The organism is Candidatus Neomarinimicrobiota bacterium (assembly GCA_016784545.1).
Taxonomy (GTDB): domain Bacteria; phylum Fidelibacterota; class UBA8477; order UBA8477; family JABMPR01; genus JABMPR01.
The window spans coordinates 1-23,156 of record JADHUM010000063.1 but is presented as its reverse complement, the minus strand read 5'-3'; the positions used below and the strand labels follow the sequence as shown (position 1 = coordinate 23,156).

The following is a 23,156-nucleotide window of genomic DNA, read 5'->3' as shown; positions in this document are numbered from 1 at the left end:
TCTTAGAGCCATCCTTTTTGCGCCTGATTTTATCCGTACCAAAATCGATCAAATATGGCAAGTTATTAGAAACATTGACGCTTGCTGCGATACAGCCAAAATCCAGGTGGCGTAAAACGTGGTTTATCAGGGACGACTAGAGTAGTGAAATAGAATGAATTAATATGTAATTTTTAGCCCGTGAATGTGGCCTTTAAGTGACATCCCATAGGGCAAGGGTCAAGAGTATAAACTGGAGTGCGCGGTTTAGTTTTTTAAAAGTTCGGCGGGAGAGTGCCCAAATTGATTTCTGAATAACCGGGAAAAATATTTTACATTCTTAAAACCCACAGCATAGGAAACTTCAGCCACGGTGATTGCTTCGCCTTCCTGCAAAATCTGTCGGGCTCGGATAAATCGGACTTGTCTGATAAATTCACCAGGACTCAAACCCGTCATTGGTTTGAGTTTGCGTTCAAGTTGTCTTTTACTCATAAAAACAGCCTTGGCAATCATTTCAGCATTCAGCTCAGTATTGCCCAGGTTGTTCTCAACGGTATCTTTGACTTTATTAAAAAATTGATCATCTGCCTTGGAGATTGATCTGTCCCTACTAATCTCAGAGACCTTGGCTTTACTCGCAATCTCAACCAGTTGTTTCCTCGAGTGTAGAATATTTCGGATGCGAATTTTCAGCTCATCCATACTAAATGGTTTTGTTATATAATCGTTGGCAGTGGCTTCATAGCCCTTGATACGATCTTCTTTAGATACAAGTGCAGTAAGCAGGACTACGGGAGTGTTGGTCAGGACTGGATCTTGCCGAATATCTTTTAGCAAGTCCAATCCACTCCTGCGGGGCATGGCTATATCAGAGATTATCAAATCAGGCTGATTTTTCTGTGCTGCAGCATAACCCTCTTCCCCATCTTGCGCCAAAATGATTGTATAATCGTCTAGAAGTACATCATGGATAAAGCTGCTAAGCTCGAGATCATCCTCTACGACAAGTATTTTTTGTTTTGTTGGGTCGGGGATGGAAGACGACTGAGCCTTCATATCACCTCTAGAAGCTACCTCATCTACCACAATTTCAGTCGGTGCCAAGTGGAAACGACCGATGGGGATAGAGAGCAGGAAGACTACTTCATCTTCAGATACTTGCTCTCTTAAAATGGCGCCTCCATGCAATTCAACCAATTCTCTCGCCAGAGCTATATCAATTTCTTGGTCGCTTTGTGATTTGCCAGCCCTCTCGTCGACCCGGGTAATCCTATCCATCATTTGTGTTTGTTTTTGTTCTGGAACTTTTTCTGCGCAATTGTCTATTTGAACAAAAGTAAACATACCAATACCACGATCATTAAAGCGGGTAGCATCAATCACTTCCAAGCAAATAATACTTCCCTGAGGACTAATCCTTAATGTATTTTTTAATACCGTATATATGATCTGCAGGAATTTTTGTTTGTCCAGGTAAAGCATTATTGGTTCTTCACTTGCCTTTAGGGTAAAAGAGATACCTTTCTCTTCACCTAAATCACGAATTCCCCTCAATGATTCGGAGAGAACCTCACTGAGATCTTCCTCTCGTGCTGTTAGTTTTATTGTGCCAGATGCAAATCGTGAGAGTTCGTCAAGTTGATTACTAAGTGTAGTGATTTTTGACAAATCCTTTTGAGCTTTTTTTAACCTGGTTTTTGTATGGACTGATCCTGAGCTGCTGGTTGCAGAATAAAGATTCTCAATATGGTTTTCCAACAGTGTTAGAGGAGTTCTTAATTCCTGTGATACATTGGAAATGATGCGCGATTTCAATTCATCGAGCTCTGAAATTTTTTGGGCTTCCTGCTTTTTAGAGTCCAGTTCCCTTCTCAAAGCCATCTTTTTTAATTCATTCCGTCTAATCGCCCAAAGCAATATCAATAGACTAATCATGTAAATCAATTTTGCCCACCAGGCCTGCCAGGGAGCAGGTATTACTATTATGTCAATTTCTCGCGATTCTCCATAGGGGGTCGTAGGTGTAGATGCGGCCTGAATGGACAAAACATGCTTACCCGCGGGGAGGTGAGTAAAAGTAGCTCCTCTGTCCCCAGGGCTGGCATATATCCAGTTATCATCAATTTCCTTTATCATATATCGATATCTGGTCTGTTTGGGGGATAAAAAATTCATTCCAGAAAAGTCCAGTGAGACTAACCTGTCTTTGTGGCTAAGGGTCAAGCTGTTCAGACTGTTTATTTCGATGGGGAGTAATTGTGTTCCGACCTGAACGGAGCGATTGGAGATTTTTAGATCAGTTATTATAAGCTCTAGCGGAATTTCTTGAGAGAGTACCTCGTCTGGAGAGAAAGCGTTTAGTCCGTTAATACCACCAAAAAACAACTCACCCACTTTGCTTTTATGAAACGCCCCAGTATTGTATTCCAAACTCTGCAATCCAGATTCAATACCAAAGTTTCTTACCACACGCTCTTGTTTATCAAAAACCGAGATACCTTTATTAGTACTTACCCAGAGTGACCCGAAATCATCTTCAAGGATACCATAGACGGTATTATCAGAAAGACCATCATTTTCATCGAAGTGTTTAAAGGATGCTGTCTCTGGGACCCAATTTTCCAATCCCCCACCACCGGTTCCAATCCAGAGCGATTTATCCCTATCAAAATGGATTACTTTAATTCGATTGCTGGATATTGATGCCCGATTGTTTCGATCATGTACATAGTGGGCTATGGGATCGTGAAATTTATTTATAACAAATAAACCTGATGACTCAGTCCCTATATATAAATTTTTATCTTTGTCCTGATTTATGGCAATAATTTTTTCTGCAACAAGGGCTTCAAGACGATCTGTTCTCAGTGTGATTTTTGTAGGCGCATTTGTGTAGTCATCCTCTGGATCAATAGCATAAAGACCTGCTCCAGTTCCCAAATACAGCGATGAATCTTGTGAAAGGAATATTTCAAAGATAAAATTTGACGCTGAGTGAGGTGCCATGTCTGCTCGAATTATGTCTATGACTCCCGTGTTTTTGTCCAGCCTGAATAAACCTCCCCCCTCAGTCCCTATCCATAATTTATTGCTTCCATTCTTATGGAGGGCATACACATTATTATTGCTCAAACCTTGAGGATTGGCCCCATAATGAATATGGGATTTGTTGTCTTTTGAAAAGAAATCAAGTCCTTCATAGCCCCCTATCCAAAGACCGTCATCATCTGTGAGTATTGCTCTGATACTGGGGTGGCTTATTCCATTCGCTCTTCTTGCATCATGTCCATAATAACGAAAAGGGGTTTGTGGATCAAAAAATTGTATGCCTTCTCCACGAGTTGAGATCCATAGCAAATCGTTTTTGTCAAAGAATATTTTTTTTATTCCGGCTTCCCTTAGGCTATTGGGATCTTCCGGTATATGGGTGAATACTGACGCCTCTTCTGTTTTTGTATCCAGGGAAATAAGACCATGAGCAGAGGTGCCTATCCAGAGTTTTTTCTGGGGACCTATAGCCAGCGAAGTTATTTCCTCAACATCTCCAGTTAATGGAAGTTTTATCGGTCTGATATCACCTGCAGCGATATCATATTTCAATAGACCTGCGCTGGTCCCGATCCAGAGTGTTTCTTTTCCCTCTTGAATTAGGTCAAAAATGGTAGATTCTTGAAATTCCCTGATCTTGAAGTCTTTTGATTGTTCTTTATTGGTGAAACTATAGAGCCCTTCAGTTTCAGCGCCATACCAACCTGATCCATCGTCAGAAGAAACGATACACCGCACCATATTCCTAGCCTCTGAGAATCTTTTGGCAATAATATCTTTGGCATCAAGAGCAATCGTATATATGCCTACACTTGACGCGATCCATAAGGTATTGCTTGCATCAATATCTAAATCCCAGATTTGCTCATTTTGAGAAGGATAATTATTCGTCTGTTCCAATGAAATTTGTGTAAATCGATCCTGATTTATGTCGTAGAGGTTTAAACCACCTGCATCAGTACCAATCCATAAACGCTGCTTATGATCTTCAATGATGCATCGAACAAAATTATCTGAAATAGAATTACGGTCGTCGGGATCAAATTTATAGACTTCTATATGATAACCGTCGTATCTGTTTAAACCGTCTGTGGTACCGAACCACATATACCCACGGTTATCCTGGCAGATCGTATTAACAAATGATTGAGATAGACCATCATTCACTGTGATGCTTTGTAATCTGATGCTTCGACTTTGTGAAAATAGCAGATTTGTACTCATTGACACGAGCATTAGAAGCAGTAGTATTTTTATTTTCCTATTCATTTCCCCACTTTAATTGATTAATGCTTCTTAACGACTGCCAATATTTCTGCCCCGCCACCTTAACTAATTAACCTGCCTTGATGGTATAATGTACCACGGATCAAGCGTCATCAAATTTATAATATTATTGAGAATAGACCACTTCTCGTAATTTTTATTGTGCCTTTATGTGGATCGTGAACTGTTGCTGGTTTACCCCAGCCAAGAATGAATCATAATCTTGTCGAGACTTAATGTGGTGAACAAACGAAAACAATATCTCAAATAATTTTTAACATCATCCGTGCGCAGTATGGTTTTGCATGAGTAATGCGAGGTATAAATTCCTCTTGTTTTATACTTCGAGAATTCCCATTTAATGGGTTCATACTGTTGAAATAGCTCTACTTGCCAATTTCGGAATTGGTCTACTTACAGCTATTATTGCCTTGGGTTGATGTGACGCGAAACCGCCCACACCAGTGCTTCACGGTTGATTGGTTTTTGCACAAAATCAGTGGCTTCCACCAGAGTCGCCTTGTTTTCAAAAGCAACAATACTGACGATAATCACTGGAATATTTTTGGTATCAGGATTGGCTTTCAAGCGTGCCAGAACTTCCTGGCCTGGGGTTTCTTTCATTTTCAGGTCTAATATGATTAAATCAGGTTGTTCTTGTAGCGCTAAATCAAATCCTTTGAAACCTTGTTCAGCCTGAATGACGTGACAACCCTCTTCCTTCAGGGTCGTTTCAATCAGTATGCGCGAATCTCGATTATCATCAATAACCAGTACGCGTTTCTCATTTAAGGTTCCAGGGGTGGGACCGGATTTTCGGGATCTGCTTGACTTCCGTTTTTCTTTCCAGGCCTGAGTTGGACCAGGTCCTAACTCTGGCTCATTCAACATGATAGTAAACTCACTACCTACCCCAACCTGGCTTTCAACCTTAAGCTCATAGCCCATGAGCTCACACAATGATTTGCTGATGGCCAACCCCAGACCAGTTCCCCCATATTTACGCGCCGTGCTGGAATCTACCTGCTGGAATTCTTCAAAGACGGATTCCAAACGATCCTCTGGAATACCAATACCCGTATCGAGAACGCTGATCCGCGTGGGACGTTTGGTACCCTCATCCGTTTGAACGCTAATGGTGACTGACCCTTCACTGGTAAATTTAATGGCATTGCTAAGCAGATTTAATATGACTTGCTTAAGCTTCCCCGGATCTGCCTGAATGGTGGCGATATCCTTGGGGAGGTTGGATATCAATTTGAATTCCTTATCCTGCACCTGGCCTTCAAGCTGGGTGATGATATCTGTGATCAAATTATTGAGAGAGATGTCAACAACTTCCAATTCAATTCGCCCTGCTTCAATTTTCGAAAGATCCAGGACGCTGTTGATGAGCTCTAATAAGTGTTTCCCATTGGCCAGAATACGATGTAGATAGTTTTTATCCTTCTCATCAAGAATCTTTTCATTCTTTTTCAAGAGAACATTGGAAAATCCAATAACAGAATTTAATGGGGTTCGCAATTCATGGCTCATATTCGCCAGAAATTCACTTTTCAGTTGGCTGGCTTCTTCGGCCAGCTGTTTGGCCATAAATAATTCCTTCTCAACTTTTTTTCTTTCTGATACATCATACACGATACTTTGAAATCCAATGGCTCTTTTTTCATCATCTATCAACAGAGAAGCCAGTTGTTCCACCCATTTCTCTTCCCCTGATTTGGTGATGATGGGGAATTCCAAAGCGGTTTCAAGTTTGCGCTCCTTGAACTGTTGATAATAAAATTGTTGAACCTTAGCCTGCCAATCTTCCCGGATAAGTTCTGTAAATGTTTTGTCAAACAATTCTTCGGCTGAGAATCCCGTGAGACCCTTGGCCGAGGGATTGACATAGGTTAGCTGACCCACAGCATTGGTGGTGAAGATGGTACTGATGGATTCATCAATAATTTTGCGATAATTATTCTCACTGGCCACCAGTGCTTCCTGAGACATTTTACGAGTAGTCAAAACATAAGCCAGCGTCCAGGATCCTGTGACGAGGAACAAGAAAATCAAGACATAGAATAGCTGCAATTGTTGAAACGCATTTCGTGATAATCCTTGAAGAATTTCCGGGCTGATGTGGGAGACAATTTTCCAGGAAAGATCATCAGAATTGATATGCGTGAGAAAACTCAAGGACCAATCTGTTGAGCCCTTATCGGTCAAATCAAGAAGTTCATTGGGATGGAATGTTTCATAGGTATACATACCCCCATCATTGAGAAAGTGCCCTGATTTTGATCGGCTTATTTTTTCCCAGGCTTGGGGGTGCAAGTTTTTAAAGCTATGATTCATCTTATGATCATACATGAAGGTCCACTCATCTTCTGGATTCGGTCCGATCAACCAATATCCCTCTGAATTGAGTAGCATAAATTCACTTTTCCTTTTTGAGGAAGACGCCGTCAATTTATTAATCAATGTATTTCCCAGATAGCTGAGTATTAAAACCCCGCGATTCTGGCCTGATGCATTCACTACAGGGGTTCCAAAGCGAATGACTGGCTTGCGCGGGATTTCGATTTCACCATATTCAACATTTAAATCTAGAGGTGATATGAACACTTCATCTTTTTGCCACCCCTCAATTTCCCTGAAATAGTATCTGTGCTTTTTTGACTGCAGTTGGTCGCTGGGTACAACATAGGGCGCACCTCTGTTAAAGTTGGCTCGTACCATTTCCCTTCCCTGGGGATTGATATAGCGGATTTGATCATAAACAAGTTTGCTTTCCAAAAATACTTTAAAGTCTATGCCCAGAAAGCGACGCCCCGTCATGCTTATGGAATCCTGAATCCTGGTTAAATCCTGCTGATTAGCCAGAAAGATCAGATCGGAAAATATGTCGGTAAGATTGTTTACAATGATGTCTTTTTGCTTGGTAATATTTAGTCTCTCAGCATCTATTACATTCTCAATCTTCGCATTCATGTTCAAGCGTTGCGTGGCGATAACTGCAATGACAAAAATCAGGAATGAGGGTAAAAAGAGGAGAATAAACCGTTTCACTATTTGTTGGAGTTTAGATTTGGTATTGTACTCCAGAAACTCCTCGGAGTGGGAATAAAGTGGTTTGATTACCCATATGTAAATTAAAGGAGTGGATATCATGCTCACAGTGAGGGCGTCAATAATACTTCCATATCTTGATGAATAATCAACCATAGCAATCAGGAGTAGCATGATAACCACTTCAACGAGAAAGATGATCAGTCCAATTTTCAGTACAACAATGGAGAGTTGAACTAACGTAGTTTTCTGAGACTTTCTTGATTCATCTAACGTTGCTACCAGGCGTTTCATGGTTGGTTTGATAAGCCAGAAATAAAGAGCTGTAGTTGAAATCATAGTCAGCATACTGGCATCCAGGACGACACTCGTCCAGATGTATTCCCATTGTCGCATGTTGGATAGTAGCAGCATGATGGAATATTCTACGCCAGTCAGGACGAGAATAATTTTTAGCAGATCAGAGCTTACATTTTTGTTTTTCATGCCAGTTTCCAGATACACCCATATATGGTTTAGCTAATAATGTATCATGAAAATCTAAAGGAACTAACACATGCTCAATGAGAGCAATTGGATTGCTCCCCTCTCCAACCCTGCAGTTTATTCCTGGCTATATCTTTGGAGCTACTGAGGTCAAAGGCTTAAGCTATTTTGTCAGAGCGTCTGCCAACATCTGCGCCAGAGCACGACGTTTTACCATACTGCCCACCTGATCTCGGGCTTTTTCAGAAGCAGTATTTTTGTTCTTATGAACCATCTTTTTGCTGACCTCTATACTGCCCTTTTTCGAACCGGTTGACTTGTCTACAACTGCCAGACGCAAGCTGACTTCCGCCTGATAGGTGGGGACACCACCAAGCTCAATTTCCCTGATATCAGTTGGCAATATCTGGCCCTCAATCACCAATTTTGAGGTCGGATCGATTCTGAAACCAGCAGCCAGAACTGTTTTCTCCAGATAGTCCTCCACGCGCGAGATTCGTTTACCATCAGCCGTTTTGACAATGACGGCAAAGGCAGCCACCTCACCAGCTATCCGGTAATTAACGACCAATTCAAGTTTCCTCAATTCGGGACCCATGATCTCAGGCATGCGACCGATATTTAGAGCAATCCTCAGCGACCCTGCATCTGGCCGTTCACCAGGGATGGCGCTGGTCTTAATTGTTGCCAACCCTCGTTCATCCGTACTGGTCTTGGCTGTTACCTCACCCGATTCATAGGCTGCCTTTATGGGCATGTTGGCAATGGGGACAGATCCGTTGGTCCTGGATATCATGCATTTGACGATGACAGGTTCAGGTAAACGCTGGCCCGGTTTGGCTGTCTGGTTCCCGCCGCTGACCAGGGTAAGATTTACATCGCTGAGTACTGAGCGAATCTGAGAGATCAGAGCTGCTCCCTGGAGATGCTGGGGCAAATTGAAATTTACATCAGCCAGCGCGTTATAAAAATTCTGCCGGGGATAGACCTGGGGAGCGAGTTCCAGGGCATCAACCAGATTGCCAATGGCGGGGAAGATATCCCCTTTATCAAGCATCCCTTCTGCATCTGTGTACAGGGTAGATAGCTGATCTGAGTAATCCTGTAATTCGCGTTCAAGTCCTCCCAGATAGGTGAATTTACTGAGAACCGCAAAGGCATAGAAGTCATTACCGACCTGTTTGGATTCGATGATTTCAATTCCCTGGACCGAGGCATCAACCAGGGCCTGCACACTGGATTCGAAGGCAGACTGATAGAACTCTCTATCGCTCTCTAAAAGCTCTGATTCTGTGGAGGTTGTCACAGACTTGATCCGAACCTTGATCTGAGCTGCCACTTCGGCCCGTGCTTCATCAGCAGCTTCTGTGAGATCGGTGGCAGAACCGATACCGGTCCAGTACAGCGCCTTTGGATATTGAGGGTGTTCAGCGTTCCGTGCCCAGGCTGGTATTTTCTTGCTTTTGGATGATTGGGACGCACCACCTGCTCCAGCACAGCTCCAGAGGAGATTTGCCAGGAACATCAATAAAACAACCTGTGTGAATTTTCGAGACATGGCTTACTCCCTGGTAATTTTCAGAACAACCAGTTTACGGTTCATGGTGACACGTTGCAGCTTTCCATCGGGAAGGATGCGATCCATTGTCTTTTTAATATCTCTGTAGATATCGCTGGATTTTTGATAGGTTGCCGGATCCACCCAGATCAGATAATCCAAGGTATAGTCCGTTAGCAGAACTTCTTTGGTACTTTTTGACATTTTAGCCAAAGCATCAGTCAGACTAAACAGGGTATTTTCAGCATCATCCAGATCATAATCTGTGGCGATAGAAATGATGACTTTGTACTGGACCCCCCGATTAAGATCTTCTTTCCAATAGGCATTGATACGTGCCAGGACTTTTTCGATGGCATCGTTGATGCCCTCTTCAATAACCACTGCATCCATGCTGGGACGTTCAACGGAGTAACCGGTCTCCGTTCCCAATAGTCGCGCTGTTGTGGTTTCGTAAGCGCGCACTCCCACGGCAGCTTTTTTGACCGTTGTAGAGCCAACTTTCCGTGATTCAGTTGTAATGTTGTAGGTGATATATACATCGGCTCCGACGCTGAGAGCCAGCATGTAGGAGGCATCCTCTGACACATCCTTAAGAGATTGTGAAGCAGAGACCAGATCGTTCACACCAGAGGCCTGATCAGGTGCCAACACATCATAACGACGGGCAGTCAAATAGCTTTCGATTACTTCTGCACCCTTTTTCAGGGTCGCATCATTCCGCATGAGATCAAGGGGGTTTTTCCCTTTGGGAGCGTCTGGAAGCACCATGATATTGGGTAATCCCAGTGATGTAGCCAGATCAGCTTTTGCCACCAGCACTCCCAGATCTACCAGGGATTCCCGAATCAACCGAGTGTTGAGGCGCATGACCCGTTTGATACGGAGGGAATTTCCTTCATTCAGCTTCACCCGCTCTTCGAAGCGATCGGATTCCCAGGCGATAAATTTCTGGACATTTTTTGTAGAAAAGAAGGATTCCTGAACCCCTTTGAACTTGGATATTTCTTCCGCGGTTGTGAGCATGGGATCTGATCCACCCAGTAAAATGAAGTGTACAGCCGACCTGCGGGCGTCCAATTTTGCACCTTCTGTGAGCTCATTTTGATCCGGTTTGTTCCAGAAGTGCTTGGGTGTGAAGGTCGCCAGACCGGTAGCCACAATGACTACTTCCGAGGGGCCGGAGCTTTCTACAAAGCGAGCTTCCTGTGCATTGGGCAGGTTGCTGTCCTGTGCCATGAGTAAGGAGCTCAAAAACAGCAAGCCCAACAATAAATGGTTGAATGATTTTAACATTATATTTCTCCTCTAATCCTATGTTGGAGTCAAACCTGTTAGATTTCCAAGTAAAGCCATGGGATTAAATCCCAGAGCTTTGGGTGTATAGATCAGCTGCAGCATGATAGCTCCCCCGGTATAGCTGGTATTCATTTGCCAGTCGTCGTAACTGTTATCGTCGTTGTCTGTTACGGTCCACACATCAGAACTACCCATGTAATAGGAGTAGCGTAGGCCAAGGGCCAGGTCAATGCTTAAGGTCATGTTCAGCCCGCCTCCCAGCACCACACCCAGCGCTTCATTGTCATAAACTTTTGTTAGATCATCGCTGACTTCCTCATTGATGGTTGTGGCAAAATACGCTATACCAGCCTTTGCATATGCATCAAAACGCTTCAGTTGAACCCGTTTCATAACAGCAAAATTGACGGAAGCAGTGCCCCCTAGATAGCTATCATAACTATCAGTAAGCTCAGCTGAGCCAAGTGTACCACCAGCGGTCAGATACCAATGAGATTTTTCGATGATTCTGCTCAAGTTATATGTGATTTCCCCCCCTATGGCAATGGCGGATTCCAATGTGTAATAGGTTTCATCCGATGAAAGCGGGATCTGGCCAACCATGAAATATAGATCCAGACTCAAAGTTGGGTATTCAATCAAGGACATTCCAGGCGCCCACTCTCCAACCAGTACGCCGTAAGCGTAGCTCATGGCGCCAGGGTTTACAAGGTTATCACCAATTGAACTAACTCGCGCAAAGCCGTCCTTTTTGAAAGTGAGTTCACCATCGGCATTTTGGATGGTCTCGCCAAGGATAAAGCGGTCATCAATATGCAACCCCTCTTTGCGACCCATATTGAACCCAATCTTCGCGCCGTTGACCTCCAACACCTGGGTTTTTAGCTTGAAATCCTCTATATCCTTGGTGGCAACTTCCAGATTGTTGGCATAATTGTCTGCTGCTGCTTTAAATGCAAGCCACTCTGCCTCTTTGGCATTGTGCCTATTTGAAAATCCAGTACTACTGGTTTCCTTTTGTAGCAGGGGTCGTACGTGGGCATGTCCATCAATGTAATCTATTTTGAACCACAGGATTCCGCCAGAGATGGTCACCGTGGAAGTATATTCTACAACCTTATCCTCTTTCTTGGCTTCCAGGTTTTCTGAGAAGCCATTTATGAATGGGAGATATATATATCCTGAATTGAAGACCTTTTCCAAGTTTTCAGCACTAATCCCCAGATCCTTGGCCTTGGTGGCGACGAAAGACATACGAGCGGCTTCATCTACAAGTTCGCTGGCCCGTTTTTCTGCATTCTCATCGATGATGGCGATGATCTCCGCCACAAACGTCATATTCAAGGTTTCAGCAATGGCATCCATGCTCATGGTAGATCGATTATTGACTTTCCTGGTGAATTTTGATAGGAGACCACTGCCAGCAGGTATGGGATTGTAATCAAATCTAGCCAACTGAACGGCTTGCTTGGTGACTCCCCGGGTATAGTCGATCTGACGCAGGCTCATATCCCGAGCATCAGGGTTGGCCAGGATGATGGCATCCAGAAACGTAATACTTTTACGCGTGTAGTCAGTCTGCTGAGCTGATATTATTCCCCATGTGAATAACAATAAGCATGCGATTTGAAAACCTTTTCTCATCAATGATTTCCTCTCTTGTCCTATCAACTAGTGGTGGTAGCCAGATTACCCTGGTGCTGTGGCTAGCATTTTTTGGAAAAACCTGTTTCTGATTATTGAATGCCACCAAAATTGCACGCCACTTATTGACTTTTTATCAATTTAGCCAGTAGCTCAATGAATACAATTACTTCTCAGGGATCCTGTGTCTAAAAAATATCATTCGGACACCCCGCAGCAGGGGGATAGAGGGTATTTCGCGGCAGCGGATGAAGCGAGGCTGGTCGCCCATTTTCATTGTACAGAAATAACCGTGAACCAGAAGGGTTTGAATCCTTCTGGTTCACAAGCAGAACATCTTATTTGGTAAGCTGGCGACCGATGACGATTTCCACACGCCGATTGAGCATGCGATTCTCTTCTGTGTCATTATCAGCAACTGGACGAAACTCACCGTATCCAACAGCCCCCAAACGAGCCGGATTGGCTCCTTTGTGTTGGCTTACGTAATGAATAATCGCCAGCGATCTTACGGCTGACAGCTCCCAGTTTGTCTTGTAAGTACCAATATCTTTTTTACTGATGGGGACATTGTCGGTATGACCTTCAATCAAAATCTCCCTGGTGGGTACGGTAACAAGAATATTCCAGATATCATCCAGGATCTTGCGTCCGGATTCAGAAATTTTGGCACTTCCAGATGAAAAAAGAATTGAGTTGGTTAACACAACTCTGTTGTTTTTGATCTGAACATTCTGAATATCGTCAAGCTTGGACATAAGCTGGTCTAACTCAACATCCTTTTTACTGCTGGCAGCTTTCAGTTGTTTAACCTCATCCTGCAGCTTGGTAATCTGGGCTTTTTGAGCTTCATTTTTGGCACTCATTTCCTTATTGGCCGAGCACGATAGCAAAACGCTCACCGAAATCATTACCAACAGGATATGTTTAATTTTCATGGGGTTACCCCTCCTTATATTATATCAATATACAACATCTTTTCGACATTAGATATCTTATTCAATAAAATCTGGTGCCTTGTCTAAAGATATTATCCTGGACCAAGGTTCTATCAGTAATGCATGAGTTGATAGGGCCAATCAGACTATCCATAATTACAGTCCCAGAGGTGTAAATTTTCCTCCTCAGGTGGAAATTGAGACTGGCAGCCTATTAGCGAACTTGCCTGTATGCAGTTGCCAGGTAAACCAGAACAGAAATGGCACATGAAGCATCACGTTCACAATACCCCAATTGTGTAAGACCTCGGGATTACTCCAGGAAGATGAATCCATAACCTTTGGAAAGATATCAAAGCTGGCCCGGAGAATCAGGTGAAAAGCGAGGGTATAAATCCGAGCCATAATATATAATTCGGGCCGTTTCCGGATCACAGGATACAACTCAGCAGCGAGTAGAATACACAAGGAGCTGGCGAAATAGACGGGACTCTCAGCATAGACAAAACAAGCGTTCCAGGAAGTGTAGAGGAGATTCCATGCTGGTGTTGTGTAGGCGATCAGATCACCGGGATGATCCTTTGAGATGGTCCAGTATTTTGGTGCGTATGGGATGGTTGCACAGAGAATAAACCCACACAAGGCATTCCAATAATTACCTAGTGTTACATCCTTTACCGTTGCCTCAAATATATTCAAAAACAGGATTGAGTAGAGAAACCAATAAATCCAATCCTTGCGCAACCCACTCCACAAACCTGCCTTCTTTTCATAGTTCGCTATGCGAGCAAAGCCTACAAATATTGTTGGCAGAATGACGCTCAGGATCTTTACCCAGCGAAACCAGCCTTCCACATTCATTAGCCACAGCGGAAAAGTTAAAAGTGAGGCAATCCAGAAGATGTTGGCAAAGCGATAGTGTTTGCGCATTATATCGATGACAACTATCAATATTATGAAATAAATCGCCATCGAAAACACGGATTGAAGAATTTGCATGGTTTCCCCCTTGCTTGGTTTCAATCAGGATTATTCATTTGAAACTTACATCACAGTTTAAGCTGGATATGATCCCCAATATGATCAGCGTTCATCAAACACGTAATTAAATCAGACACCCCTATTTTTAGCTCCTGATCTACTCCTCTGGGGCGTCTAAACTGACTGAGGTAAAGTCCCGTAAGGAAGATAAAAAATCTTGTGGATTTTTCAAGCTGATGAGCAAAGAATACCCCTTTGTGGTGGGGATGTATACGGCGTGGTCAGAGTTAACAACTGCCAACAAAGCCTTTTCTCCTGAAAATAATTTATACCAACCCACCTTAAATCCCGGTAGACCTATTCCGGCGGTACGTCGCTTGGCTTTCAATTCCTGGTCAACAGATAGATCTGCTAAGCGTGCTTGCGAGACCATGAGATCTGAGATGGGGATGACCCGCCCGAAGATGGGGACTTTTAATGTTAGATCACTTTGGGAGAGTGAAACTGATTGGTTGGCTGATTGAATATATACTTTTAGAAAAACAACCAAAAGCCCCAGGAAGAGGCACAGAACAAGTATTAACAAGCCGTGTGCCAAACCATCTGCTGATGTGATTTCAAAAGTATTAATCATGATGCGACCCTTTCAAATGAGTGAAATATCTGATTAAATGAAAACGTATGCTATTTTGTTTTCGAGAACATTTTGGGATTTGACTCAACGAAATTATCGATCCACCTTTCTAAAAAGGACGTGTTCCCAGCCTTCTTCAAATAGCCATAACCCAACAGGGAGATGACAAACGCCCCCAGGGTATCGACGATAAGATCCCACATGGTGTCCGTTAACCCCGACGGATCATTGAGCATTTCTTTTTGCATGTCAAAACCAAAAAACTGGTCCATGCTGAATTCAAAGATTTCCCAGATAGCCCCAAGCCCGACAGCAAAAAGGAATGCAAAAAAGGCCACGAATCCGGGTCTCATGTGAATGTCGATTTTTTCCTCTTCATTGAGAATGTGAACCAGAAGAAAGCCGATTATTCCCAGTAGTCCACCTGAAGAAGTATGTAGAGCAATATCCCACCACCAATAACGCGTATAGTAGCCATGTATTTCACCCAGAAATAAGGCAGCAAAGACGAAGGCAATAGCCATGAGTTCAAATTCCGGGGGGATAAAGACGACTAATCGTCTCCGTAAGATTAATGGGGCGAGCGTTAGCAGGATAATAGCAGCAGTAATTATGGCAGTAGCCCAGTTTTGACGCCAAACCGAACCAAAAAGTCCCAGTAATAATATGATTTGTAGAACAAAGCTAATACGACGATGCATATGCTTTTTCATGACCCACCCCTTGTAGAATGTTTTAATGTCGACATAGCTTACCACACAGCGGATTGGAACAAAAGTGTGAAGATAGATTTATGATGTAACCAATCTATCGCTACCAGCATTCTTTCACAAGGGGCATTGGTTGCGAACTTTCGGGTTAAGGTTCAGTGCGTTCAACACAAACACACAACCCGCCAAGAGCAGAGCCTTTGTTTGTGAGCCCACCCAACTTCGCTCCACCCGGCACTGTGGCAGAGGCATATAGCTATGGTTAAAGCAAATTCAATATAATGATGTAATATGATATTTGCATAATGCATTATATATATTGCATTATGGTGAGTTTGTCTTACATTTGGCCTCAGATTAAAGGAGTGTCATTGTGGAAACAAAATCAGTAAATCTAAAAATCCGCTCTGCTCGAGCCGCACTGGGCTGGACGCAGCAGGATCTGGCAGATGCGGTACAGGCGACACGGCAGACCATTGGTCTCATCGAAAATGGATTTTATAACCCCAGTCTTAATTTGTGCGTCTCTATCGCAAAAGCATTGGGCAAAACCTTGGATGATCTTTTTTGGGAGGAGCCATATAATGAATCGTAACAAAAAGACGCAAAACATTGATGAAAGAGGAAGAAACGTCATTCAAGGCGTTGCCAGTAAAATGTATTTTCTTACACTGCAAGTCCTGGTATTCGACATGCTCTACCGGCAAATTTTCTTAAACCAAAATTATCGGGATTTTGAAGATATTGCCATAATTGTCACTTTTAATGCCATTGTATTTCTGGTCATCCTATTTGTAAAAGGCGGAATAACCATTCCAAAATTCAAACTGTCAGTAGTTGGTGGCATTTATGGAGCCATATTGCTCCTGGGGTCATTATTGGGACTGGCAATGAGACGTTTTGATACGTGGAATGAGTACTGGCCTTATCTTGGCCGGGTCGGGGGTGTTTCTGCTATTCTTCTTGTGATTTATGGGCTAAGTGCCTGGGCTGGTAACCGGAGGTTGGATAAATTGGCCGACGATGCAATGGAGGAGTAAGATTTACGATTTAATATTTAATGTTTCGGTGTTCTTAAATCAAAAAACCATACATCCTGCGAGAGCAGTGGGGATTACTTAACTGTAGCTGATAAGGCTTCAATGATCCTGGAACAGCCACCCTGCTGCAGATATTCACTGTGATCAGCGATGTTTTCGAATTTTCTGCCTACGATATCGGCGCACTCGAATTCATAATCTGAAGCAGCCAGGAAAGTCTCAACAGTGGCTTCAAACCAGGCTCCGAAGTTTTCGTCCTTCCACAGATCAAGCTCGGGATTGTCGCGTTTCAACTGCATGGCCTTGATCCAGACTGTTGTACCCAGAGCCCCGCAGGCTTCTCCAGACAGGCCTATCCCCCCAGCCAGTCCAGCTGACATGGTTTGATGCTTCTCAGAGGCACCGGTCTGTTTTGCCAGAAGGGCTGTGCAAGACGCGGGTGACGAAGGTGTATTTACAACTTCTGTAGCCAGGCTCTCCTCAATGGCATCAAAGGCCAGGGGAGCGAAATGGCTGGCCATTCTAAAGCAGCCGATACTCCCACCCTTGAGCAGGAAATATTTCACCATATCCATACTGGTGGAGTCCTTGTCTATGCTGGTGATCTCGTGGCAATTGACCTCTCCGCTTTTGTCGCGAAAAACCTCTACCAGCTTCTCTGCCGCCATGAGGGTACGAGTTTGAGCCTCTTCTCCATCACCGATTTGTTGATGGACTCTGGCTCCAGCTGCCAGGGCAGCTCCCCAAACTTGACCACATTGATAGCCATATTGTTTGATGCCCCCTACAAAGGGCAGGGTTGCCTGTTCTTCCAGATCCATGGCATTGTTGAAGGCACGACCCAGCACGTGGATCAGGGCTTCCGCTCAGCCACCTTTGGAAAGAAAGGACCTTGTGGTCTTTAGTGCTTTTTGTAATTCTTTTGGTCTTGACATATTTTCCTATTACCTATTATCAGCAAGAATGGTTGGCAGGGAATATAGGACAATATTTATTTGTCATGTAACTATTAGAAGCTTCAGTACCTGAGTATTAGACGGGTCCATCATAAAGCTATGAAAAACCCCCGATCTAAGTCAGGGGCTTTGAGTTTTCCGTTGATTGATCGTTTTATTTCAGATAAATCATCTTGATCACCCTGGTGTATGGTCCTGAATGCAATCTTGTCAAATAGAGACCTGTAGAAACTGGTTGGCCCGAACCATCAAGTCCATTCCAGATTTGTTGGTACAATCCAGCTTCCTGGTGTTCATTTACCAGTGTGGCAATTAGTTGCCCCCTCATATTATATATCTCCATTGAAACCTCAGCCCTTTCCGGCAAACCATAGCTAATGGTCGTGATGGGATTAAAGGGATTGGGATAGTTTTGATTCAGGGTGTATTCCTCGGGTAAAGCAAGACCATCTACGCCAACATAACGAAAAGCACCAATGAGAAAAATTGACTCACCCCCTGTATGTTCAAAGAGATAATTGGCTTGATCATTCATATTGATGGTAACGCCATGAGCAATATCAATCAGGAAAAAATGGGTTTCATCGGGAATCTCCTCAGAGTCATAGGCCCAACTCAACTCAACTTCGCCAGGAGCTGCGTGGAGACTTAACTGCCAGCTTTCCTGACCATCCATATAAACCGGACTTCGAATATCTCGATTGTAATGAGATCCCAAGACCTCATTCCAATTGGAGTGCACGAAATATGTTGAAACATATGATGGCGATGGTGATGGTGGAGGTTCAGGGAAATCGAATTGGGCATCAAATCCACCTGATGCTTCTGGATGTACTCCAAGCTGGCTGATCATATCTGCATTGCCATTTTGCTGGGCAAAAATGGAGAGATACCATTCTTCCTCACTACGTTCATCTGCCAGAACTTGCCGCAGAGCAGTGTCCTCAAAAAAATCTAAGTGAAAAATCAAACCTTCAACCAATGCGGATATCCAATAGCCACCCCATGGCCTGAGACTATTTTCTGTAAAATATCCAATTCCATCATAACCATAGAGGGTATTGGAGATCCATCCATTTGCTGCTGCTGTGTCAAAATCCAATATTTCACCGGCGTGTTCAATCCTGATGGTCGCCACGGGCTTGGCATAAGAAAATGGATTACCAATTAAATTCCAACCCAGATCAAGGGGACGTGAAAACGAAGTGGTGTCTGCCACTCCACTTATTTGAACCCGCATGCTATCCATGGTCGCCAGCCAATACCCTTCGCCCTGGAGAATTTCAGGTGCCGCGGCATACCCTACACCCGGCTCATATTCATACACATAATAGGGTTGATTTGCGAAAGGACCTAAAAGGCCGTCAGTTGATGTTTCTGCCGTCACAAGCGGTGTGCTGAACAGATGCCAGCCTGGCTCAAATGGTCGATTGAGTTGATCTGCTAGAGATTCTCCGATACTCACCCTGAATTGATTAACCCCTCCAGATTCAGAGTTATATTCATAATACAGTGTCTCGGTCAGATCGTGGATGATGCCATTGCTTATATCCTCAAGTACAAAGGTTAAAACCATTGGAACACCAAGAGAATTGGAAAAATCGAGCTCAATGCTGGTTTGCTGCATGTCTGTTGTGACCTCAAAATCCCAGGAAATAATGTTATTCACCAATTCAACAGCATCCCTGAAATCCGTTGTGAAGTTAGGACCAATAGGGACCCCCCATTCAGGGTGAGGGAAATAGAGTTGCAGGTAGTCAGCAGGCGGTGTAGGTGGTTCAGGAAGATCTACATCCACATCATATCCGACCGTAGCCTGGATCTGGGTTCCAAAAATGTTATTAAGGTCATTTAAACTACCACCCGATACATTTATATCGATTGACCAGGGGTCGTCCTGTTGAAGATCCTGGATATCGTTAAACCATACTGTGGGGCGTATCATGCCAGTCCCATTATATACAAACATGCGAGCACCACGTGATTCCCATATTTGCTGATTCGGTTTTGTGATGACAAATTTATACTCATGAACGCTTTCTGCTTCAAAAGCTGAGAAATCGATAGTCGCAGTATAAATCCCACTGGTTCCAGTTTCATGCATTTGAATTGATGTATCTACGTCCCCGCCATTAAAGGTACTGCTAACACCAATTTGATCCAACGCTGGCTGAAAGCGACCCAGGGCTTCTTGAATAGACATATTTACACTGAATTTTACCGTGTTAGCTGAGCCATTGTGGTAAACATACATGGCGGCACTTTCCCAGCTATTGAAAAAAGTAATATAGGCTGTCTGACCATCAAAGCCAAAGTCAATTCCCCGAGGCTTGAGGCCAAGATCAACCAGAGAATCAGGCATAATAATGCTATCTACCACAGTGTCAGTCGATGGATCAATGGCATAGAAAGCACAATTCATGTAACCAGGGCCAGCAGAATTTCCGACCCAGAGTCTACCGCTGGGGTCCCAGCCTGTAGCTTCAACTTGCAGCCCGGGGAACAGTGTGTCAATGCTGGATGTAAAATCACCATATACACTTCCGTCACTGCTGTTATAGCGCATGATACCATCATCACTTACGAAATTATAAAAATATACTGCACCACCGTCGGGAGATACGGAAATGGTTCTGCAATATCCTTGTAACATTTCTGCAGGTACAACCTCATCAATAAGTTCCCAGTCCTCATCGTATGCCTTAATCGCACCAATTGAGGCGATAACGGGAACCGTGAACATATTTCCATCTTGATCAAAATCAGGCGCCGTTAAACTTTGACCTGTCCAGGGATCCTCAGGATTTTCATTATCAGGGTAGGGCACCAGTTTGTCCATTCCCTCACCAGTCAAATGATTGATGCGGTAGTAGACGCTCCATGAGCCTGCCACAATATTGCCATTGGGGTCAGTTCTTAGCCCTCTATTGGATTGCCAAAGTGTATCAATGACACCATCGACGGTGATGGTTTTGATGGGGGAAAAGGGAGCCTGGCTGCCATCTGGATTAAAAACGTATATGGCACGACAAGGACGTATGCTATCAGGACCAAATTCTACAGCCATTGAATCAGAGTCGTAGTAACTGGTGTACCAAATTTTTCCTTCTCCATCAACGGCTATTCCGTGGCCATAGCTTTGAGGCCAGCCACTATCATCAGGAAAAGCACCTCCGAATTCCCATGTCTCACCTTGACCTGTGAGTGCAAAAATAAAAAGTACGATGATACTACTGATTCGTTTTGTCATGTCATTATTCTCCCCACATTTATTAGTATAATTAATACTATATCTAATCAAACATGATACCAAACGCCGCTACAGTTCAGCATGCTGACGCCCCCACCAGGCTTACATAAGTGACATAAAGGTAGCCCTCTGAACCTGTTAATCAAGGACTGTATGATTTCTGTACTACTTAATAGAGGCAGTAAAAAGACCAGTGACCCTGGAGAACACTTCGATCACTCATGGCTACCTGGCGAGGACTGGTCTGGCGTGCACGCTTTGAATATCGAATACCGAGTATCGAATTTGTCTACGTTCTTTGAACTTCGACCTGGCAAGCAGGGAGTTGCGAGAAAGGCCCTGCTCATTGCGCGGGGTTCTGTGGCTGAAAAGTGACCACTTAAGAAAGCCCCTGAATTTGAGGTCAGGGGTTTTGTGATGATAAAAGGATTCTGAGTTTGGTACAAAGTATCTATTAGAAAGTCACGCAAATGCCCAACCAGCTCTGGCAGGATTCTTAATACCTACTAGTCCAAAAGGCTGGCACATCAAAAACATCAGAAATTATTAAAATATAAAAAAAGAGTTATCAGGGTTTTTGCGTCTATTATTTGACCTGATCGAATCATTTCTTTGACTTCATCCCTGGTGAACACGCGAACCTCGATGACTTCATCATCATCCAGATTCTTCTCGGTTTTTACTAAATTTTCTGCAACGAAGGCATGGATCATTTCAGAGCTGTAATGGGGTGACGAATAACATGCAGCGATCGGGTTCCACTTAAGGGCTTTATACCCTATTTCTTCTTCCAACTCACGTTGGGCACAGTGAAGAGGGTCTTCCCCCACATTGATGGTACCTGCTGGAATCTCCCATAGATAAGTCTGAGCACCATAGCGATATTGATTCACAAGAACGAGTCGATCCGAATCCAGGACAGGTAACATCACACTTATACCAGGATGTTGTATCAATGCGCGCTGGACCTCATGTCCATTCACCCAAATCACCTGATCCTCAAAAAGGTCAAAGCAATAACCCTTGTAAATATTTTTTCTCTTTAAAAGTTTCATCACGTTGACCTTTAATATCTATTGAACACTGACGAGCTGGCATTCAATGATGTGTCTCGAGCTTAATGCATGTATACTTGCCAGACCACGTGTATGATCATTGGATCAAGGGGCTCATTGTCTGCTTCAGCGGTTTTGAATGTGGCCACCAGTTTAAAAAGTGAGTCCTTCCAGTGATCTGGATCGGGTGAATAGGTGGCTGCCAGAAGGATATTCCCAAATCCATCTTTATCTACATCAACATTTTTATCCCAGCTCTGATAACCTGCACCCAACTCAATTTTCTTTGAAAGCATATAAAAACCACCCAATCCCCACCCCAGGGAAATATCATCTTGAGCATTATTATGATTCACAACCCTGGCAAAATCAAACTTAGATCTAAATTTGCCTTTTGTATAATCCGATGGTTTGAAATAGAAAAATCCAGTGGCAGACGATACGTTAATACGGTCTTCATTGGGCAATCCATAGTGTAAACCAACATTGATGCCATTGCTCAACTTTGTTGAAATGGCAAAATCCAACTGCGGTATAGGGCCAGTATCTTCATCAGAGTTACTGGATTTAGTACCATATGGAAGGAGGTTTAGAGAATTATCACCATTTTGGGCCATGACTTGATAGTTGAAACGATTAATTTTTCCACTAATAGCCATTCCGAATGTCCGATAATCTGAACGCCCAACGGCTGATGCCCAGTTTCTCCCAACAATTGAACGTTCAGCAAAATCAATAGCTGTATGCGACGTATTGCCACCAGCTTGACTACCAGCACCCACAAAACGACCCATCCGTACCGTCAAATTATCTGAAAATTTATAGTCAATTTGGGCATCCAACACATAGGATAAAACCGCATCATATTGGACAAATGCAGAGACTTGACCTTTGGTCATTTTGCCACGAAGACGCGCCCTGCGGATACCGTTCCCAAGCTGAGTGGTTGATTCATCCAATACAAGAGCTGATGAGTCCGAGTTTAATTCATATTTATCATACGTTGTATATGTAGCCCAGGATTGAATCGTAAACTGGAAGGCGGGCTGGGCGACGAGTGTCTCCACCAGACCCAGGCTCAAACAGAATACACTAATCAGTATGCTTACTTTTCTCAATTAACTAAGTCCTTTGCTCGCTTAAGTTCATGTTTCCAGACGAATATCATCATACCGGCTGCCATAAGAGCTCCTAAAATCCAAAAATAAAAGGCGGCATCCCAACTGAAATTATCGATGAGAAAACCAGTTCCAAC

At 43.5% G+C, this 23,156-nt stretch carries 16 protein-coding genes; 3 read left to right on the top strand and 13 right to left on the bottom strand.

Annotated features, from left to right (window positions below; translation table 11 throughout):
- Nucleotides 1-246: 246 nt before the first annotated feature.
- The 9 genes from ISR87_13355 to ISR87_13315 all read right to left on the bottom strand — a co-directional run bounded on the left by ISR87_13355 (nucleotide 247) and on the right by ISR87_13315 (nucleotide 15,603).
- Complete coding sequence (locus ISR87_13355) at nucleotides 247-4,299, bottom strand: response regulator (GenBank protein MBL7026429.1); 4,053 nt, start codon at nucleotides 4,297-4,299, stop codon at nucleotides 247-249.
- A 420-nt stretch (nucleotides 4,300-4,719) separates the two neighbouring features.
- Nucleotides 4,720-7,836: a PAS domain S-box protein gene (locus ISR87_13350; protein MBL7026428.1), complete on the bottom strand. Its 3,117-nt coding sequence runs from the start codon at nucleotides 7,834-7,836 to the stop codon at nucleotides 4,720-4,722.
- Nucleotides 7,837-7,999: 163 nt separating this feature from the next.
- Nucleotides 8,000-9,394: an LPP20 family lipoprotein gene (locus ISR87_13345; GenBank protein ID MBL7026427.1), complete on the bottom strand. Its 1,395-nt coding sequence runs from the start codon at nucleotides 9,392-9,394 to the stop codon at nucleotides 8,000-8,002.
- A 3-nt stretch (nucleotides 9,395-9,397) separates the two neighbouring features.
- Nucleotides 9,398-10,690, bottom strand: a complete 1,293-nt coding sequence (locus ISR87_13340) for a hypothetical protein (protein ID MBL7026426.1) — start codon at nucleotides 10,688-10,690, stop codon at nucleotides 9,398-9,400.
- 18 nt (nucleotides 10,691-10,708) lie between these two features.
- Nucleotides 10,709-12,337, bottom strand: coding sequence for a hypothetical protein (locus tag ISR87_13335; GenBank protein MBL7026425.1), 1,629 nt, complete (start codon nucleotides 12,335-12,337; stop codon nucleotides 10,709-10,711).
- 338 nt (nucleotides 12,338-12,675) lie between these two features.
- Nucleotides 12,676-13,275: an OmpA family protein gene (locus tag ISR87_13330; GenBank protein MBL7026424.1), complete on the bottom strand. Its 600-nt coding sequence runs from the start codon at nucleotides 13,273-13,275 to the stop codon at nucleotides 12,676-12,678.
- Nucleotides 13,276-13,461: 186 nt separating this feature from the next.
- Nucleotides 13,462-14,274, bottom strand: a complete 813-nt coding sequence (locus ISR87_13325) for a hypothetical protein (protein ID MBL7026423.1) — start codon at nucleotides 14,272-14,274, stop codon at nucleotides 13,462-13,464.
- Between the two features lie 139 nt (nucleotides 14,275-14,413).
- Nucleotides 14,414-14,890 (bottom strand): hypothetical protein, encoded by a 477-nt coding sequence (locus tag ISR87_13320; protein MBL7026422.1) that lies wholly within the window; start codon nucleotides 14,888-14,890, stop codon nucleotides 14,414-14,416.
- 50 nt (nucleotides 14,891-14,940) lie between these two features.
- On the bottom strand, nucleotides 14,941-15,603 hold the full coding sequence (locus tag ISR87_13315; protein ID MBL7026421.1) for a hypothetical protein: 663 nt from the start codon (nucleotides 15,601-15,603) through the stop codon (nucleotides 14,941-14,943).
- A 370-nt stretch (nucleotides 15,604-15,973) separates the two neighbouring features.
- Between ISR87_13315 and ISR87_13310 the strand changes: the two genes are divergently transcribed.
- Entirely contained in the window at nucleotides 15,974-16,195 is a 222-nt protein-coding gene (locus ISR87_13310) for a helix-turn-helix transcriptional regulator (GenBank protein MBL7026420.1), read from the top strand.
- Entirely contained in the window at nucleotides 16,185-16,640 is a 456-nt protein-coding gene (locus ISR87_13305) for a hypothetical protein (GenBank protein MBL7026419.1), read from the top strand. Before ISR87_13310 ends, ISR87_13305 begins: the two co-directional genes overlap by 11 nt.
- Nucleotides 16,641-16,714: 74 nt before the next feature.
- Here the strand turns inward: ISR87_13305 and ISR87_13300 are convergent, their stop codons facing one another.
- Both ISR87_13300 and ISR87_13295 read right to left on the bottom strand, forming a co-directional pair.
- Nucleotides 16,715-17,488, bottom strand: coding sequence for a C-GCAxxG-C-C family protein (locus ISR87_13300; protein MBL7026418.1), 774 nt, complete (start codon nucleotides 17,486-17,488; stop codon nucleotides 16,715-16,717).
- A gap of 262 nt (nucleotides 17,489-17,750) precedes the next feature.
- A complete protein-coding gene (locus ISR87_13295) occupies nucleotides 17,751-20,846 on the bottom strand; it encodes a T9SS type A sorting domain-containing protein (protein MBL7026417.1) in 3,096 nt (1,031 codons plus the stop codon).
- Nucleotides 20,847-20,999: 153 nt separating this feature from the next.
- Here ISR87_13295 and ISR87_13290 point away from each other — a divergent pair, with 153 nt between their 5' ends.
- Entirely contained in the window at nucleotides 21,000-21,221 is a 222-nt protein-coding gene (locus ISR87_13290) for a hypothetical protein (protein ID MBL7026416.1), read from the top strand.
- A 161-nt stretch (nucleotides 21,222-21,382) separates the two neighbouring features.
- Here ISR87_13290 and ISR87_13285 read toward each other — a convergent pair whose 3' ends face one another.
- Together ISR87_13285 and ISR87_13280 are read right to left on the bottom strand one after the other, a co-directional pair.
- On the bottom strand, nucleotides 21,383-21,901 hold the full coding sequence (locus tag ISR87_13285) for an NUDIX domain-containing protein (GenBank protein ID MBL7026415.1): 519 nt from the start codon (nucleotides 21,899-21,901) through the stop codon (nucleotides 21,383-21,385).
- Between the two features lie 62 nt (nucleotides 21,902-21,963).
- Nucleotides 21,964-23,019 (bottom strand): hypothetical protein, encoded by a 1,056-nt coding sequence (locus ISR87_13280; GenBank protein MBL7026414.1) that lies wholly within the window; start codon nucleotides 23,017-23,019, stop codon nucleotides 21,964-21,966.
- Nucleotides 23,020-23,156 lie beyond the last annotated feature (137 nt).

What these genes read in the sequence shown, in the direction of transcription:
- ISR87_13340 (MBL7026426.1), bottom strand. Translation starts at nt 10,690, where the DNA reads ATGTTAAAATCATTCAACCATTTATTGTTGGGCTTGCTGTTTTTGAGC.
- ISR87_13315 (MBL7026421.1), bottom strand. Translation starts at nt 15,603, where the DNA reads ATGAAAAAGCATATGCATCGTCGTATTAGCTTTGTTCTACAAATCATA.
- ISR87_13335 (MBL7026425.1), bottom strand. Translation starts at nt 12,337, where the DNA reads ATGAGAAAAGGTTTTCAAATCGCATGCTTATTGTTATTCACATGGGGA.
- ISR87_13305 (MBL7026419.1), top strand. Translation starts at nt 16,185, where the DNA reads ATGAATCGTAACAAAAAGACGCAAAACATTGATGAAAGAGGAAGAAAC.
- ISR87_13295 (MBL7026417.1), bottom strand. Translation starts at nt 20,846, where the DNA reads ATGACAAAACGAATCAGTAGTATCATCGTACTTTTTATTTTTGCACTC.
- ISR87_13355 (MBL7026429.1), bottom strand. Translation starts at nt 4,299, where the DNA reads ATGAATAGGAAAATAAAAATACTACTGCTTCTAATGCTCGTGTCAATG.
- ISR87_13350 (MBL7026428.1), bottom strand. Translation starts at nt 7,836, where the DNA reads ATGAAAAACAAAAATGTAAGCTCTGATCTGCTAAAAATTATTCTCGTC.
- ISR87_13325 (MBL7026423.1), bottom strand. Translation starts at nt 14,274, where the DNA reads ATGCAAATTCTTCAATCCGTGTTTTCGATGGCGATTTATTTCATAATA.
- ISR87_13345 (MBL7026427.1), bottom strand. Translation starts at nt 9,394, where the DNA reads ATGTCTCGAAAATTCACACAGGTTGTTTTATTGATGTTCCTGGCAAAT.
- ISR87_13285 (MBL7026415.1), bottom strand. Translation starts at nt 21,901, where the DNA reads ATGAAACTTTTAAAGAGAAAAAATATTTACAAGGGTTATTGCTTTGAC.
- ISR87_13320 (MBL7026422.1), bottom strand. Translation starts at nt 14,890, where the DNA reads ATGATTAATACTTTTGAAATCACATCAGCAGATGGTTTGGCACACGGC.
- ISR87_13290 (MBL7026416.1), top strand. Translation starts at nt 21,000, where the DNA reads ATGATTTCTGTACTACTTAATAGAGGCAGTAAAAAGACCAGTGACCCT.
- ISR87_13330 (MBL7026424.1), bottom strand. Translation starts at nt 13,275, where the DNA reads ATGAAAATTAAACATATCCTGTTGGTAATGATTTCGGTGAGCGTTTTG.